The 13,460-nt window shown below is 62.6% G+C and carries 17 protein-coding genes; 8 read left to right on the top strand and 9 right to left on the bottom strand.

All coding sequences use genetic code 11. From position 1 onward, the window contains the following. The first annotated feature begins 337 nt into the window (after positions 1-337). Positions 338-529: a hypothetical protein gene (locus ACH9L7_RS12670; RefSeq protein WP_396611056.1), complete on the top strand. Its 192-nt coding sequence runs from the start codon at positions 338-340 to the stop codon at positions 527-529. A gap of 138 nt (positions 530-667) precedes the next feature. On the opposite strand, the gene ACH9L7_RS12665 is transcribed toward ACH9L7_RS12670, so the two are convergent. The 3 genes from ACH9L7_RS12665 to ACH9L7_RS12655 form a co-directional block, all read right to left on the bottom strand. Then, on the bottom strand, positions 668-1,792 hold the full coding sequence (locus ACH9L7_RS12665) for a 60S ribosomal export protein NMD3 (RefSeq protein ID WP_396611055.1): 1,125 nt from the start codon (positions 1,790-1,792) through the stop codon (positions 668-670). Between the two features lie 75 nt (positions 1,793-1,867). Continuing rightward, positions 1,868-2,488: a phosphoribosyltransferase gene (locus ACH9L7_RS12660; RefSeq protein ID WP_396611054.1), complete on the bottom strand. Its 621-nt coding sequence runs from the start codon at positions 2,486-2,488 to the stop codon at positions 1,868-1,870. Positions 2,489-2,566: 78 nt separating this feature from the next. Continuing rightward, on the bottom strand, positions 2,567-3,457 hold the full coding sequence (locus ACH9L7_RS12655) for an NAD-dependent epimerase/dehydratase family protein (RefSeq protein WP_396611053.1): 891 nt from the start codon (positions 3,455-3,457) through the stop codon (positions 2,567-2,569). Positions 3,458-3,585: 128 nt separating this feature from the next. On the opposite strand from ACH9L7_RS12655, the gene htpX reads away from it, so the two are divergent. The 3 genes from htpX to ACH9L7_RS12640 all read left to right on the top strand — a co-directional run bounded on the left by htpX (position 3,586) and on the right by ACH9L7_RS12640 (position 5,845). Further along, positions 3,586-4,467 carry a zinc metalloprotease HtpX gene (gene htpX / locus ACH9L7_RS12650; protein ID WP_396611052.1) on the top strand — a complete coding sequence of 294 codons (882 nt, stop codon included), beginning with the start codon at positions 3,586-3,588 and terminating at the stop codon, positions 4,465-4,467. 101 nt (positions 4,468-4,568) lie between these two features. Further along, positions 4,569-5,177 (top strand): plastocyanin/azurin family copper-binding protein, encoded by a 609-nt coding sequence (locus tag ACH9L7_RS12645; protein ID WP_396611051.1) that lies wholly within the window; start codon positions 4,569-4,571, stop codon positions 5,175-5,177. Positions 5,178-5,239: 62 nt separating this feature from the next. After that, on the top strand, positions 5,240-5,845 hold the full coding sequence (locus tag ACH9L7_RS12640; protein WP_396611050.1) for a hypothetical protein: 606 nt from the start codon (positions 5,240-5,242) through the stop codon (positions 5,843-5,845). Between the two features lie 25 nt (positions 5,846-5,870). Here ACH9L7_RS12640 and ACH9L7_RS12635 read toward each other — a convergent pair whose 3' ends face one another. Continuing rightward, a complete protein-coding gene (locus ACH9L7_RS12635) occupies positions 5,871-6,068 on the bottom strand; it encodes a hypothetical protein (protein ID WP_396611049.1) in 198 nt (65 codons plus the stop codon). Between the two features lie 169 nt (positions 6,069-6,237). On the opposite strand from ACH9L7_RS12635, the gene radA reads away from it, so the two are divergent. Next, the gene (gene radA / locus ACH9L7_RS12630) at positions 6,238-7,269 is read left to right on the top strand and encodes a DNA repair and recombination protein RadA (protein WP_396611048.1); all 1,032 of its coding nucleotides are present in this window, start codon (positions 6,238-6,240) and stop codon (positions 7,267-7,269) included. 160 nt (positions 7,270-7,429) lie between these two features. On the opposite strand, the gene sufU is transcribed toward radA, so the two are convergent. The 3 genes from sufU to sufS all read right to left on the bottom strand — a co-directional run bounded on the left by sufU (position 7,430) and on the right by sufS (position 9,851). Beyond that, positions 7,430-7,855 carry a Fe-S cluster assembly sulfur transfer protein SufU gene (gene sufU / locus ACH9L7_RS12625; protein WP_396611047.1) on the bottom strand — a complete coding sequence of 142 codons (426 nt, stop codon included), beginning with the start codon at positions 7,853-7,855 and terminating at the stop codon, positions 7,430-7,432. Positions 7,856-7,927: 72 nt separating this feature from the next. Further along, positions 7,928-8,503 (bottom strand): mechanosensitive ion channel domain-containing protein, encoded by a 576-nt coding sequence (locus tag ACH9L7_RS12620; RefSeq protein WP_396611046.1) that lies wholly within the window; start codon positions 8,501-8,503, stop codon positions 7,928-7,930. 73 nt (positions 8,504-8,576) lie between these two features. Beyond that, positions 8,577-9,851, bottom strand: coding sequence for a bifunctional cysteine desulfurase/selenocysteine lyase SufS (sufS, locus tag ACH9L7_RS12615; RefSeq protein WP_396613277.1), 1,275 nt, complete (start codon positions 9,849-9,851; stop codon positions 8,577-8,579). 185 nt (positions 9,852-10,036) lie between these two features. Between sufS and ACH9L7_RS12610 the strand changes: the two genes are divergently transcribed. Further along, positions 10,037-11,086, top strand: a complete 1,050-nt coding sequence (locus tag ACH9L7_RS12610) for an ATP-binding protein (protein ID WP_396611045.1) — start codon at positions 10,037-10,039, stop codon at positions 11,084-11,086. A gap of 9 nt (positions 11,087-11,095) precedes the next feature. On the opposite strand, the gene ACH9L7_RS12605 is transcribed toward ACH9L7_RS12610, so the two are convergent. Together ACH9L7_RS12605 and ACH9L7_RS12600 are read right to left on the bottom strand one after the other, a co-directional pair. Further along, positions 11,096-11,398: a DUF424 domain-containing protein gene (locus ACH9L7_RS12605; protein ID WP_396611044.1), complete on the bottom strand. Its 303-nt coding sequence runs from the start codon at positions 11,396-11,398 to the stop codon at positions 11,096-11,098. Then, positions 11,398-12,138: a tetratricopeptide repeat protein gene (locus ACH9L7_RS12600; RefSeq protein ID WP_396611043.1), complete on the bottom strand. Its 741-nt coding sequence runs from the start codon at positions 12,136-12,138 to the stop codon at positions 11,398-11,400. The genes ACH9L7_RS12605 and ACH9L7_RS12600 overlap by 1 nt, the downstream gene beginning before the upstream one ends. A 91-nt stretch (positions 12,139-12,229) precedes the next feature. Between ACH9L7_RS12600 and ACH9L7_RS12595 the strand changes: the two genes are divergently transcribed. Continuing rightward, positions 12,230-12,829: a histidine phosphatase family protein gene (locus tag ACH9L7_RS12595; protein WP_396611042.1), complete on the top strand. Its 600-nt coding sequence runs from the start codon at positions 12,230-12,232 to the stop codon at positions 12,827-12,829. A gap of 48 nt (positions 12,830-12,877) precedes the next feature. Then, positions 12,878-13,432 carry an RNA 2',3'-cyclic phosphodiesterase gene (thpR, locus tag ACH9L7_RS12590; protein ID WP_396611041.1) on the top strand — a complete coding sequence of 185 codons (555 nt, stop codon included), beginning with the start codon at positions 12,878-12,880 and terminating at the stop codon, positions 13,430-13,432. Positions 13,433-13,460: the final 28 nt, after the last annotated feature.

Here is a 13,460-nt window from a genome sequence, read left to right as displayed (position 1 = left end):
CAGGCGTGATAACGGAAATCGGACACACCGGGTCGCTGCGCCGAGACACCGACCGAACCGACTGTATTGACTCGATTCTGAGTACCAAAACTGCCCGACGTGTGTCGATTGTGATATATGTTACCTTGGAACGACTCGTGCAAGAATCGCCACTCGTCCAAGAGTGTCCACTACTCTCGGACGAATCCTCAACGATTGTTAATGTGTTTGGAAGTTCGACGTGGAATATCTGCATTAGATTCATGTATGTAAACCAAATCCATAGTGCAATTTGCGTTTGATATGCTTTCTCACGAAATAGTTAACACCGATGCCTCTGAAGTTCTGTGTATCGGCCATGCACTCTACCGCACTCGCCTCGGCGATCACACTGTATCGCAGCGGGACACTCACACTCTCGCAGGCGGCCGCCCGCTCCGGCTACTCTGAGGACGAACTCGTCGTCGCCCTCCAACGCCACGGTGTGACGGTGCGCGAGGATGTTCCCACCGCGGCTGTTTCGACGGACAGCCCCGCCCGCGCAGACTAACGGGACTCTTGTTTTCGATATCTCGACGCGCTCCCAGTGACGCACAGCGCTCGCTCCAGAGGGCGTTCGCTGGCAGGGCCCGCACGGCCACGAAAAGAAATCGTCCCGCGACGAGACGGGTGTCGGTCCGTCTTCTCGCTATTCTTCGTCTTCGACCACGTCGTCCGGCAGGATGTGCAGTCCAGACTGACTCTTGAGGACCGGCACCATCGCGGCGTCGGGGTCGAAGTAGTCCGGTCGCGGGATGGTCTTGGCTTCGAACGTCACCGGGTCGAGCACCTGGACGGCGTGTTCGTCTTCGACGGTTACGACGGTCGTCTCTTCGGCGTCTTCGACCGACCCGAGGTGTTCTGCCTCTGGGCGCTCTCCGTCCTCGAATTCGGCTTCGTAGGGTTCGCCCGTGGTGACACGGATGCCTTTGAGTCGCCCGCGGTTGCTCCGCACGAGAACCGGACCGTCGTCGTCTTCGGGGTCGATAACGTCGCCAGCGGTGTACCGCGGGAGTCGCGCGACGAAGGTGACGCGGTAGACTTCGTTTCCGTCGCCGTCTTCGGTGACGAGCGTCGGGTGTTCTTCGATGGTGCCGCCGAAGCGCTCGCGAATGCGCTTTGCCACGCCGCTTCCCATCTGGTTGGTCGAAATCTTGATGTCCGGGCCGGCGGGCGTCCGATTGACCTCGGTGATGAACGCGTTGCGGTCGCCTTTGTCCTCGCGTGCGGCGATGTAGGACTCGGCGATTTCGATGGCCGTCTCGGCCTCTTCGGTCGTGGGCGTTCGGTCGTCGGCGCGGACCTGCACGAGGCTTGCAAAGTAGCCACCGGCGATGCGGCCACAGCGCTGGCACGTCTCGCGTGCGATGCTCACCGGGACGACCGCCGTCTCTTCGACCGGCGTGTCGCGGACGACGCCGGAGAAGTGGCAGTGCATTCGGATGTTGTTCTCGTCTACCTGTTCCGGTTCGACACCCCAGCGCACGTCACGGGCGTTGATGTGGATGCCGAGGGCATTCGACACTTCTTCGATAGCAATGTCGGTGTAGTCCCGTGCACCAACGTCGACCCAGCGGTTGCCGCGGTGGATTGCGCCGCACTGGGCACACACACGAACCTGCACGTTTTCGGGGGCGTCCACGAGGTCGAAGTCGTCGAAATAACACGAGTCGCAGAGGACATCGTCGCGCTCGCGGGGCATCCCGGGAAGCGGTTCGTCTCGCTCCGGAATAGGGTCCCCACAGCGGGGACAGAAGTCGCGGGAATCGCTCATTGGAGGGCATAGACAGTTGTGCCGCTTAAGCTCGGCGTCACGGCCGCGTCGAGTCGCTGTCTCCCACGTGAGGCCCTAGTCGAGGTACGCGGCCGCCTCTTCGTCTGTCACCTGCGAGAAGTCGCGGTAGAACGCGCCGACCGCGCCGAACGCCTCCGGCGAGTCGATTGTACTCACCTCGTCGCACTCCGCTCGCAGTTCGTCGATGGTGTTCGGCGGTCCGACCGGAACCGCGAGCACGACGTGCGCTGCGCCGCCGGAGACGACCTGTCGGAGACAGGCCCGTGCCGTCGCGCCGGTCGCCACACCGTCGTCGACGACGACCACGCGCTTTCCCTCCACGTCGGGAAGCGGGTCGCCGCCGCGGTACATCGACACCTTCTCTCTGGCCACCTTGGCTTCGCGCTCGCGCTCGCGTTCAAGGTAGTCGTCGCCCACGTTGAGGTAGGTCACGAGGTCGTCGTTCCACCACGCGCTCCCGTCGCCAGCAACGGCTCCGAGTGCGAGTTCCGGGTTTCCGGGTGCGCCGACCTTCGACGCGACGACGACATCGAGCGGCGCTCTGAGTCGGTCGGCCACCTCGCGGGCAACTGGGAGTCCGCCCCGTGGAATACCGAGGACGAGGTCCGCCTCGATTTCTTCTTCGTCGAGCAGGTCGGCCAGCCTGCGCCCCGCGTCTTCTCTGTCGGCGAACATATCTATGTAGACGTACGCACTCTCTCGGCAAAATGATGTGCCCCGCTTTCCAGCATACAGTGACTGCACGGCGGGATTTCACTCCCAGAGCGTCGGCTCCGAAACCTTAGTGTCAGCCGCTTCGCGCCACGAGTACTCTGGTTCCCATTCGAACAATTCTGTTGCCTTTGCCGTCGAAAGGGCCGATTCTTCGCCATCGAGGGTACAGTCGTCCGGTAGGTCGCCCCAGAACTCCTCGACTGCCTCGGCGGTCGGCCGCCCCAGATACGTGTCAGCGGCGGCAGCGTGGACTGCTTCGTGACCTTCGACGGGGTGTTCGAGGGCTGCGGCGACGAGTCCGGCCACGTCGCGCACGTCCACGTAGGTCCAGCAGTTGCCAGCACCGCCCGCGAGGTCGCCCGATTCGGCGATGTCGCGGCAGGTGTACTCGCCGGGGTACTGAATCCACGACGGTCGGATGGCGCAGGTCGAAGCGTCGTCCCTGCGGGCGACCATCTTCGACACCTCCTCACCGGCGACTTTGGCGGTCCCGTATGGGTCTTCGGGCCGAAGTGGGTGGTCCTCGGTGATGGGGAGGAAGTCGGGAAGCGGCGTCTCCGCTGCGAAGGCGAATCCGTAGGCGCTCTCCGAGGAGGCCCAGACGATTCGCGCGTCGATGCGGGCGGCGGCGACGAGGACATTGTAGGTCGATTGGACGTTGGTCTCGAAGACGCGACTCCCGGCGTGGCGCGTCGGCGAGGGGATTGCCGCCCAGTGGACGACGGCGTCCGGGTCGATGTCGGCAAATAGGTCGGCCACCTCGCCCATGTTCGTCAGGTCAGCAGCCCGAAAGTCGAGGGTCGCGCGAGCATCGACTTCGAATCCGGGGTGGTCGAGGTCGACGGCGACGACCTCGTAGTCCTCGGCGAGTCGGTCGGTAATCCAGCGCCCGGAGCGACCGAGTGCACCGGTGACGATAACAGTCTCCATAGGCGTTTCTTCGGACTCCAGCCTGCTAAAGCCGCGCGTGGGATGAGTCGCTTGCTGCCTTCGAGCTATGCTGTGCTATTCCATCGCACTCCAACAGCGTTTATTAGCCGGATTACTAATCACGCCCTATGGAATGGAAACCGGACTGGGGACTGCGTGGTCGCATGGCGTTCACGATGTTCCTCCTGTTCGCCCTCTACATCGTCTTCGCGGGGGTGCTGTTCGCCTACTTCCAGAACCTCGCTATCATGGTCGGGTTCATGGCCATCTTCCTCTTCGCCCAATTCTTCTTCAGCGACAAACTCGCCCTCTACAGCATGGGCGCGACTGTCGTCGACGAGGACGACGGCCCACAGGCGGCCAAACTCCACGCGATGGTCGGTCGCCTCTCTCAGCAGGCTGACCTCCCGAAACCGAAGGTCGCTATCGCGGACACGCCGGTTCCGAACGCCTTCGCAACGGGTCGCTCGCAGAAGAATTCGGCAGTCTGCGTCACGACCGACCTGATGCGCACACTCGATGATGACGAGTTAGAAGGCGTCCTCGCCCACGAACTCGCGCACGTGAAGAACCGCGACGTCATGGTCATGACCATCGCGTCGTTCCTCTCCAGCATCGCCTTCCTCATCGTCCGCTGGGGCTGGCTCTTCGGCGGCGACGACAACCGCCAGAACGTGCCGGTCATCGTGGCCATCATCGCGTCGCTCGTCGTCTGGATTATCTCGTACCTGCTCATCCGGGCGCTCTCGCGCTACCGCGAGTACGCGGCGGACCGCGGTGCGGCGGTCATCACCGGCCGTCCGTCCGCGCTTGCTTCCGCCCTGCTCAAGATTTCGGGCCGGATGGAAAGCGTCCCCAAGCGCGACATGCGCGAAACCTCTGAGATGAATGCGTTCTTCATCATCCCCGTCAAGTTGGACTTCATCGGTCGCCTCTTTAGCACCCACCCGTCGACCGAAAAGCGCGTCGAGCGCCTCCGCGACATGGAACGCGAGATGGAGACGTTCTAAGACGACTTCCGATTTCTCTTACTCCGTTTTAGACGGCTCACTGGCCCACTGCATGCGTAGCAAACCACATGTTCTTGGCTCCATGAGAGCTATTGTCATGCATGTATCGTCGAACGTTCCTGGCCACGGCGACGGTCACGATGCCACTCGTTGCTGGGTGTACCGGTAGCGATGGCGGCGGTGGGGGTGAAGAGCAGACGACGACCACCACAACCGAGCCGACACCGACACCCACGACGACTGAGACCACCGAGTCGACGCCCACGACGACAGAGACGACTACGACGGAGTCTCCCACGACGGAGACCCAGACGACTCCTGCCCCCGACGTGACGATTACCATGCGGAACACTGCATTCCAGACGGTGCGGGCGGAAGTCGAGACGGGCGCAACGGTCGAGTGGGTCAACGAGGATGGGTACGGGCACACGGTCACGAGCGCACAGTTCCACGACGGGGCGGAATCGTGGAGCTTCGCCAGACAGGTTCCCGGCGGTGGGAGCGTCTCTCACACGTTCGACTCGCCGGGTATCTACGAGTACTACTGTACAATTCACGGCGACGGGACGATGTGTGGGGCCGTCCTCGTTGGCGGCGCGTCGCTCGACAAGAGTCTCCCCTGCGAGGACGACACCAGTGATGGTGGAGGCGACACCGACGGCGGTGGCGACGATGACGGCGATGGTGACGACGACGGCGGGTACTACTGACCACGCCGCAGAGTTTAATTTCGCCCCACGACGCTAAGTTACCCGCCTCCCAAGCAGTGGCCATGGGACTCTTCGACTCGCTTCGTTCAGCCCTCGGAATTAGCGCCGAGTCGGACGCGACTCGCCGGGCCGACCCCGACGACCTCTTCGGAATGAGTACCGCCTACCTGACGATGGAGGCGGACCTCGGCTTCGACTCGTCCAACGAGGCGGCTCTCTGTTTCTCCTCCGTCGATAGCACCGATTTCGCAGACACTGTCGATGCAGTCGAATCCATCCTCTCCGCCGGGAGCGAAGAGACGGGCACCGAGTTCCGTCGCCACACCGACGACCACGGCTACAACTGGGTCGTCCTCGTCGACGACGACCCGGAGGACCTCGTGACGAGCGTCCACTTCGCGGCCGACGAGTTCATCGAACGCGGGTACGGCTCTCGCCTGCTCGCCGCCCTCTTCGGCTTCCGAAAGGATGGCGACCGGGCCTACTGGGTGTACTCGTTCCGGCGTGGCGCGTACTACCCGTTTTCACCACGGGGGAAACACGAACGCAATCAGGGACTGGAGTTCAAACTCGAATCGGTCCTCGACGGCGAACTCGAAATCGAAGACGATGAGAGCTACTGGTACCCGCTGTGGCCATCGACGGCGAGCGGCCATCCGTGGGAGTGAGTGGATGCGGCGGCTTCTCGTTCGCTTAGCGTCCGTACAATAGATACGAGAACCCCATAAACGCGAACGCTGCGCCGAAGAAGAAGACAAACAGCACCCCTCCCAGCGTCTCATATGGCCCGAGCGCCGCCGCGGAAACCGCGCCAGCGACTGCGCTCCCGATGATGAGAAACGCTCCGGTTTGCCACTCTTCGATGAACTCGACGGTGGTCTTTTCCGACATATGTAGTCAAAATTTCACTTTGCATAAAGCACTGCTGATGACCGAACCGCTTCGTCTTCTGACTTCAACCTCCGTCAGACACTCGTCATCGGGTCGCCGACGTCTGCTGATTTCACTTTCACCTTGCTGTTAACGAGGGTTTATGTGGGTATGGGCGGAACGAGTTGGTATGGCAGAAGACGACCTCGAAAGTCTCCCCGGTGTCGGCCCGGCCACCGCCGACAAACTCGTCGAGAGCGGCTACGACAGCTATCAGTCTATCGCAGTCGCCAGCCCCGGCGAACTGTCCAACAAGGCCGACATCGGCTCCAGCACGGCCTCGGACATCATCAACGCCGCCCGCGACGCCGCCGACGTCGGTGGCTTCGAGACCGGTTCGATGGTGCTCGAACGACGCCAGCAGATTGGTAAGCTGAGCTGGCAAATCGACGAAGTGGACGAACTTCTCGGCGGCGGCCTCGAAACGCAGTCCATCACCGAAGTCTACGGTGAGTTCGGTGCCGGTAAGTCCCAGATTACGCACCAACTGGCCGTCAACGTCCAGCTTCCACCCGAACAGGGCGGCCTCGGTGGTGGCTGTATCTTCATCGACTCCGAAGACACGTTCCGCCCGGAGCGTATCGACGACATGGTTCGCGGCCTCGAAGACGACGTGCTCGAAGCGACGCTCGCCGACCGCGGAATCGAAGGCTCGGTCGACGACGAAGAGACGATGCAGGAACTCGTCGACGACGTCCTCGACAAGATTCACGTCGCAAAGGCGTTCAACTCTAACCACCAGATTCTCCTCGCCGAGAAGGCCAAGGAACTCGCTGGCGAACACGAAGACACCGACTGGCCGGTTCGTCTCCTCTGTGTCGACTCGCTCACCGCTCACTTCCGCGCCGAGTACGTCGGCCGTGGCGAACTCGCCGAACGCCAGCAGAAGCTCAACAAGCACCTTCACGACCTGATGCGCATCGGTGACCTGTTCAACACGGGCATCCTCGTGACGAATCAGGTCGCGTCGAACCCCGACTCCTACTTCGGCGACCCGACGCAGCCTATCGGTGGCAACATCCTCGGCCACACCTCGACGTTCCGTATCTACCTCCGCAAGTCCAAGGGCGACAAGCGTATCGTGCGCCTCGTGGACGCGCCGAACCTCGCCGACGGCGAGGCAGTCATGCGCGTGCAGGACGCCGGTCTGAAGCCCGAGTAAGCGACGCCCGATTCACTCACACGTTTCTACACGCGCGTTCCCCCAACGCGTTTTCTTCCCCCACATTCCTTCCACGCAACTGTGCCCAGTGAGAGCGGCAGCTCAGTCGCTTCGGCAACGGCTGCGTTCCCGACGACAGCCGACAAAAACCAGATACCGCTCAGTCGTCGTCTTCGGTTTTCGTCTTCTCGATTTCTATCTCGCCGTCGTGAATCTTCGCGCCGTCCTGTGCGACCTGTCGCGCGAGGACGGCGCACTTGATGCGCATCGGTGAGATGTCGACGCCGAGCATCTCGGTGATATCGTCGGTGTCCATCTCCTCCAGTTCCGAGAGCGTCGTCCCCGGCAGTCGCTGGGTGAGCATGCTCGCCGAGGCCTGACTGATGGCACACCCGTCGCCGGAGAACGCGACGCGCTCTATCGTCTCGCCGTCGTCGGCGAGTTGCACGTCCATCGTAATCGTGTCGCCGCAGGAGGGATTCTCCCCCGTGTGGCTGAACGTCGGCTCTTCGAGCCGACCGTGGTTACGGGGGTTCTTGTAGTGGTCCAAAATCTGCTGACGATACATGTCTGAGCCAATGCCCATTGGTATTCGTCGGGGCTACGCCCGAGCGCCGTAAAAGGATTCCGGGGACCGCAATTCGGTCGATTTCAACGCTTACGTCGCGTCTGTCGTGGTCGCTGTCTCGTTGTACGTCGTCCACTTCTTTTCGACGTCGCGATTCGCCACCACCACGGTGTCACCCTCGTCGCTTTCGAATCGCGTCTTCCGCAGTTCGATGGATGTGACCGTCCCGGTGACGGGGTCGGATTTTACCCGGTCGCCGGGATTGAAATCAGGGTCGCGGAGGAGGTACACTCCGGCGACGGTGTCTGCAATCATGTTCGAGAGCGCGTAAGAGACACCCAGTGCGATGAACCCGGCCACCGTCCCGAGACTCGCCGCAATTTCTTCCATCCCGACGATGCTCAATAGCGCGAGCGCCGTGCCGAACCACAGGAAGACGCTGGCGATGGCGACGCCGAGGTCTACAACGAGGTCCTGTTCTTCAGGGTAGATACCGTCGAGGACGCTCCGAAGGACGTACAGAATCACTTTGATACTGACGTATGCGAGGCCGACGAAGACGAATCCAGTGAGAACTTTCGGTGCCGCTCCGCGAACGGCGGTCCCGAACTCGACGAGCGTCCGTTCCAACGTCTCGACGAGAAACCGAGTCACCGATTGGAGCATACGCCCGAATAACGTGTCAGAAGGAGAAAATTATTGGGGCGCAACTGGCCGATTCAGACGAGCAGTGCGACGTTCAGGCGAAGAGCTCGCGCGCCACGTCGAGCGCATCGACGAGTTGGTCGACTTCTTCCTTCGTGTTGTAAATGTAGAAGGACGCCCGCGTCGAGGCGGCCACGCCGAGTTTGTCGTGCAGCGGTTGCGTACAGTGGTCTCCGGCGCGGATGGCGATGCCCTGTTCGTTGAGAATGCTGGAGAGGTCGTGGGCGTGGACGCCGTCGAGGTTGAACGAGACGAGGCCGCCGCGGTCGTCACCCGGCGGGCCGTAGATTTCGATATCGTCGAACTCGCTCAGGCGGTCGTAGGCGTACTCCGCGAGGAGTTCCTCGTGGGCCTGTACGTTCTCCATGCCGATGTCGTCGAGGTAATCGACGGCGGCGGCGAGGCCGATGCCTTGTGCGATAGGCGGCGTGCCGGCTTCGAACTTCCACGGAAGGTCCTCCCACGTGGTTTCCTCGAAGGTGACGCGGCGAATCATCGAGCCACCGTAGAGGTACGGTTGCATCTCGTCGAGGAGGTCGCGTTTCCCGTACAGCACGCCGATGCCCGTCGGACCGCACATCTTGTGGCCCGAGAAGGCGAAGAAGTCGGCGTCGATGGCCTCCACGTCCACGGGGCGGGTCGGAACCGACTGCGCGCCGTCAACGAGGATACGCGCACCCACGTCGTGGGCCATGTCGGCGAGGTCGGAGACCGGGTTGATGGTCCCGAGCGTGTTCGAGACGTGGACGACTGAGACCATCTTCGTGGAGTCGTCGATGAGGTCCTTCGCGTGCTCCATGTCGAGGCGGCCGTCGTCGTCGACGCGGATGTAGCGCGCTTCAGCACCGGTTCGATTGGCAATCTGCTGCCACGTAACCAGCGAGGAGTGGTGTTCCATCTCCGTGAGGACGACCGAATCGCCCGGGCCGAGTTCGGCGAGGCCCCACGCGTAGGCGACGATGTTCATCGCCTCGGTCGCGTTCTTGGTAAAGACGATTTCCTCGCGGCCGCCGGAGGCACCAATGAACTCGGCGACCCGGTCGTGAGCCTCCTCGTAGGCCACGGAGGCTTCCTGACTCAGGTGGTGGATGCCGCGGTGGACGTTCGAGTTGTACTCTCGGTAGTAGTCGGCGATGGTGTCGACTACCTGGTCCGGGGTGTGGCTGGTCGCAGCGTTGTCGAGGTAGACAAGGGGGACGGTGTCGTCGTCGCCCTCGCCGGGCGTCGAGGTGTCGCCGCCGACCTTCCGCTGGAGAATCGGGAAGTCCGCGCGGACAGCGTCAACGTCGACTGGGTACGATTCCTGCACTTCCATTATGCGAGGGTTACGGCCGGAGGCACAACACGTCTTCGGTCCGAACATGACGATGAAACCGATATTCGTTGCGTACTCCGGCCAACGATGCCGGAACCTCTGACGTCTCTCCCGACGGCTGGTCTTTCGACGGGAGCGTCGTGCGAAGCATGAAGTATCCATCGAGTCATAGTGCGTGTATGTCGTACCCATCCAAACTACCAGCCGCGAGTCTCGACGCGCTACCCACGCAACTCGCGATTCTGAACACGGATGGGACGATTCTCTACACGAACGACGCGTGGAAACGCTTCGGCGAGGAGAACGATTACGTCGGCAACAGCAGTTCTCTCGGCACGAACTACCTCGGTGTGTGCGACGTTGGCGGCGACGAGTCGGCGACGACGGCGGCCAACGGAATCCGTACGGTCATCGACGGCACCGAAGACGAATTTTCGTACGAATACCCGTGTCACAGTGAGGACGAGCGGCGCTGGTTCACCATGCGCGCAACCCGATTTTCTCACGAGGGCGAGACCTACGTGCAGGTCGTCCACCTCAACATTACAGAGCGGAAACTCGCCGAACTCGAAGTCGACCGGAAGGCGAGTCGACTCCGAAACGTCGCGAGCATCCTCTCGCACGACCTTCGAAATCCGCTGTCGGTGGCGCTCGGATACACCAAGGCCCTCATCGAAGACGGTATCGAGACTGAACGGCTCGGCCGCATCGTCGATTCCCTCGAACGGATGGACGACATCATCTCAGACGCACTCGTGTTGGCCCGGAACGATGCCGTCGAAGCAACGGCCTCGGTCGACCTCCAGTCCCAAGCCGAGACGGCGTGGGGACACGTCGAGACGGGCGAGGCGTCACTCGTCGTCGAAGAGACGCTGTTGTTCGAGGCCGACGATGGCCTTCTATCACACCTCTTGGAGAACTTCTTTCGGAACGCCGTCGAACACGCTCGGCCGCCGGAATCGACGACTCCAGTCACGGTGACTGTCGGGGTACTCACCGGAGACTCGGACGACCCCGGCTTCTACGTCGAGGACGACGGTGTCGGGATTCCCGAAGCCGACCGACGGGCAGTGTTCGACGCTGGATACACCTCGGACACCAACGGAACGGGACTCGGACTCGCAATCGCCACGCAGGTCGCTGATGCCCATGGCTGGTGTCTCGACCTCGCCGAGTCAAAATCGGGTGGCGCTCGGTTCGAAATCAGCGGTGTCGTATCTACCGACTGAGCGGCTATCTCACCGAAGCCAGAGTAGTTGCGCGTGGAGCGTGCCGTCGACTTCGAGGACCGCCTCCTCGTCGACCAGTCCGGCCTCGATGGCGACGCCGACGGCTTTCTCGCCGACGATGTTTGCGACCGCTGCGCGGTTGAGACTGTCCACGACAGCCTCGCTGTCTGCCGGTTCTGCCTCGTCGCCGCCGTAGAAGTCCTCGGTCACGTCGAGCGAGACATCTCCCTCGGTGTACGTCTCACCGAGACAGTCCGAGTCGCAGACCGAGACGAGCAGTCCTTCCGGCGTCTCTCGTTCGCGGAGTAGCATCAGTAGTCCTCGACGATGCGCTCTTCCGCCTGCTGCCGGAGGTCGTCCGCCTGCTCTTGGACCTGCTGTGCTTCGTCTTCGCGGCCGAGTTCTTCGAGCGCCCGTGCCTTCTCTTCGAGAACAGTCGCGTTCCGCATACCGAGGCGGATGGCGTTGTCGAATGCGTTGACTGCCTCTTCGTTCAGGCCGCGCTCGTGGAGGAAGAAGCCGCGGTTGTACCACGCTTGCGGGAAGCGCGGGTCGAGTTCGACGGCGCTCTCGGCGTGGTGGAGGGCGTCGGCGGTTCGCCCCGACTCCCACAGTGCGTACGCGAGGTTCGTGTGTGCGGTGGCCGCGTGCTCGGTATCGTCGTCGATAGAGAGCGCCTCCTGATACGAGCCAATCGCCTCGTCCCACTCTTCGAGTTCGGCGTGGGCCGCACCCTTGTTCACCCACGCCTCCTGCTGGAGGAGCGAGCCGTCTTCGGCGAAGCGGGCGGTGCGTTCGAGTGCCTCGGTGGCCTCCTCGAAGCGGTTGATTTGCATGTACGAGAGGCCCACGTCGAGCAGCTTCTCCACGTCGACGTCTTCGGGGTCGATGTTCCGTTGGTCGAGGAGGTCCGTGAGGACGCGGGAGTCGACCGGGTCGACCTTCGTCGGGTCCACTTCGAGTTCAGGCGGGTCGAGCGAGAAAGCCGAGTAGTCCTCGTCGAACCCCTGCCCTTCGGAGAAGCGGTGGGGTCGATTGCCGTCGTCGGTCATATAGCCGGGTTTGGGCGTCGTCGCGGTTAAGCGCTACGTCAGAGCGGCGACATCGACTGTTTTTTAGGCTTCGGACGGGTGCGCTCTACGAATGACCGTCCCCGAGACGACTGTGGTGTCGTTCGTCCGACACGCTCACTCGCCGTACGTGCCGAACGCCGAGCGAAGTCGGGGCCTCTCGCGTCGGGGACGCCGCGACGCCGCCCGAGTGACGGCCCACCTCGCGGACGTTGCAGACGTTGTCGTCACGAGTCCGTACGAACGCGCTCGTGCCACCGTCGAAGGAATCGCCGACGCCGCCGACGTACCGCTCGTTGAGGACGAAGACCTGCGAGAGCGTACACTCGCTGGAAGCCACGTCGAGGACTTCGAACGCGCTGTCGACGAACTCTGGGCGAACCCGACAGCATCCCATCCCGGCGGCGAGTCGCACGCCGAAGCGCAGGCCCGCGGCGCGGCCGCCGTCGAACGCCTCGTGGAAGCCTACCCGAACCGCCACGTCGTCGTCGGAACCCACGGAACGCTCATGGCGCTCGTGTTGAACGCCTACGACCCACGGTACGGCTACGACTTTTGGACCGGGTTGACGATGCCCGACGTGTACGAGGCGACGTTCGTCGACGGGGAGTTTGCCGGTGTCGCCCGGACGTGGGTTCCGGTGGATGAAGAGACGACTGTGGCCGACGACTGAGGTCCACCCGGCGGAATCTATAGGTCCCTTTTGGGTCGATATACTGTCATGAGGCTCTTCCTCGCTATCGACCTCCCGGAGTCGTTCGCCGAGTCCGTCGCGTCGGTGCAGGAACTGTTCGGTGACGCCCCGAGCCTTCGCTTTACGGACCCCGAGCAGGCGCACGTCACGATGAAGTTCCTCGGTGAGACGCCGTCCGACCGCGTCCCCGAAATCGAGGCGGCGGTCGAAGACGCCCTCGACGCGGCTGGTGTGGACCCGTTCGACGCCACCGTCGGCGGGTTAGGCGTCTTCCCCTCGCTCGACTACATCCGGGTCATCTGGACCGGTGTACAGGACGGAGGTGAAGAGATGACGAGACTGCACGAGGCGCTCGAACGCGAGACGACAGCACTCGGATTCGACGAAGAGACACACGAGTTCACGCCCCACATCACGCTCGCGCGAATGGAGGACGCTCGTGGGAAAGGTCGCGTCAGAGAAGTCGTCGAAGGCGAGGCTCCGAGAATCGGTACCTTTCGCGTGCGCGAACTCCGATTGAAGAAGAGCGAACTCGGACCGAGTGGCCCCGTCTACGAGACGGTGTCGCGGTTCTCGCTGTAGTCGCTGCGGGTTCGACTCATAGCGACCC

This window comes from Haloferax sp. S1W (assembly GCF_044593955.1).
In the GTDB taxonomy this organism is placed as follows: Archaea; Halobacteriota; Halobacteria; order Halobacteriales; family Haloferacaceae; genus Haloferax.
The sequence above is the reverse complement of the archived record's forward strand: the minus strand, read 5'-3'. Positions and strand labels throughout refer to the sequence as shown.

Coding starts and splice junctions, on each gene's coding strand:
- ACH9L7_RS12670 (WP_396611056.1), top strand. CDS start 338: ATGCACTCTACCGCACTCGCCTCGGCGATCACACTGTATCGCAGCGGG.
- ACH9L7_RS12665 (WP_396611055.1), bottom strand. CDS start 1,792: ATGAGCGATTCCCGCGACTTCTGTCCCCGCTGTGGGGACCCTATTCCG.
- ACH9L7_RS12660 (WP_396611054.1), bottom strand. CDS start 2,488: ATGTTCGCCGACAGAGAAGACGCGGGGCGCAGGCTGGCCGACCTGCTC.
- ACH9L7_RS12655 (WP_396611053.1), bottom strand. CDS start 3,457: ATGGAGACTGTTATCGTCACCGGTGCACTCGGTCGCTCCGGGCGCTGG.
- htpX (WP_396611052.1), top strand. CDS start 3,586: ATGGAATGGAAACCGGACTGGGGACTGCGTGGTCGCATGGCGTTCACG.
- ACH9L7_RS12645 (WP_396611051.1), top strand. CDS start 4,569: ATGTATCGTCGAACGTTCCTGGCCACGGCGACGGTCACGATGCCACTC.
- ACH9L7_RS12640 (WP_396611050.1), top strand. CDS start 5,240: ATGGGACTCTTCGACTCGCTTCGTTCAGCCCTCGGAATTAGCGCCGAG.
- ACH9L7_RS12635 (WP_396611049.1), bottom strand. CDS start 6,068: ATGTCGGAAAAGACCACCGTCGAGTTCATCGAAGAGTGGCAAACCGGA.
- radA (WP_396611048.1), top strand. CDS start 6,238: ATGGCAGAAGACGACCTCGAAAGTCTCCCCGGTGTCGGCCCGGCCACC.
- sufU (WP_396611047.1), bottom strand. CDS start 7,855: ATGGGCATTGGCTCAGACATGTATCGTCAGCAGATTTTGGACCACTAC.
- ACH9L7_RS12620 (WP_396611046.1), bottom strand. CDS start 8,503: ATGCTCCAATCGGTGACTCGGTTTCTCGTCGAGACGTTGGAACGGACG.
- ACH9L7_RS12610 (WP_396611045.1), top strand. CDS start 10,037: ATGTCGTACCCATCCAAACTACCAGCCGCGAGTCTCGACGCGCTACCC.
- ACH9L7_RS12605 (WP_396611044.1), bottom strand. CDS start 11,398: ATGCTACTCCGCGAACGAGAGACGCCGGAAGGACTGCTCGTCTCGGTC.
- ACH9L7_RS12600 (WP_396611043.1), bottom strand. CDS start 12,138: ATGACCGACGACGGCAATCGACCCCACCGCTTCTCCGAAGGGCAGGGG.
- ACH9L7_RS12595 (WP_396611042.1), top strand. CDS start 12,230: ATGACCGTCCCCGAGACGACTGTGGTGTCGTTCGTCCGACACGCTCAC.
- thpR (WP_396611041.1), top strand. CDS start 12,878: ATGAGGCTCTTCCTCGCTATCGACCTCCCGGAGTCGTTCGCCGAGTCC.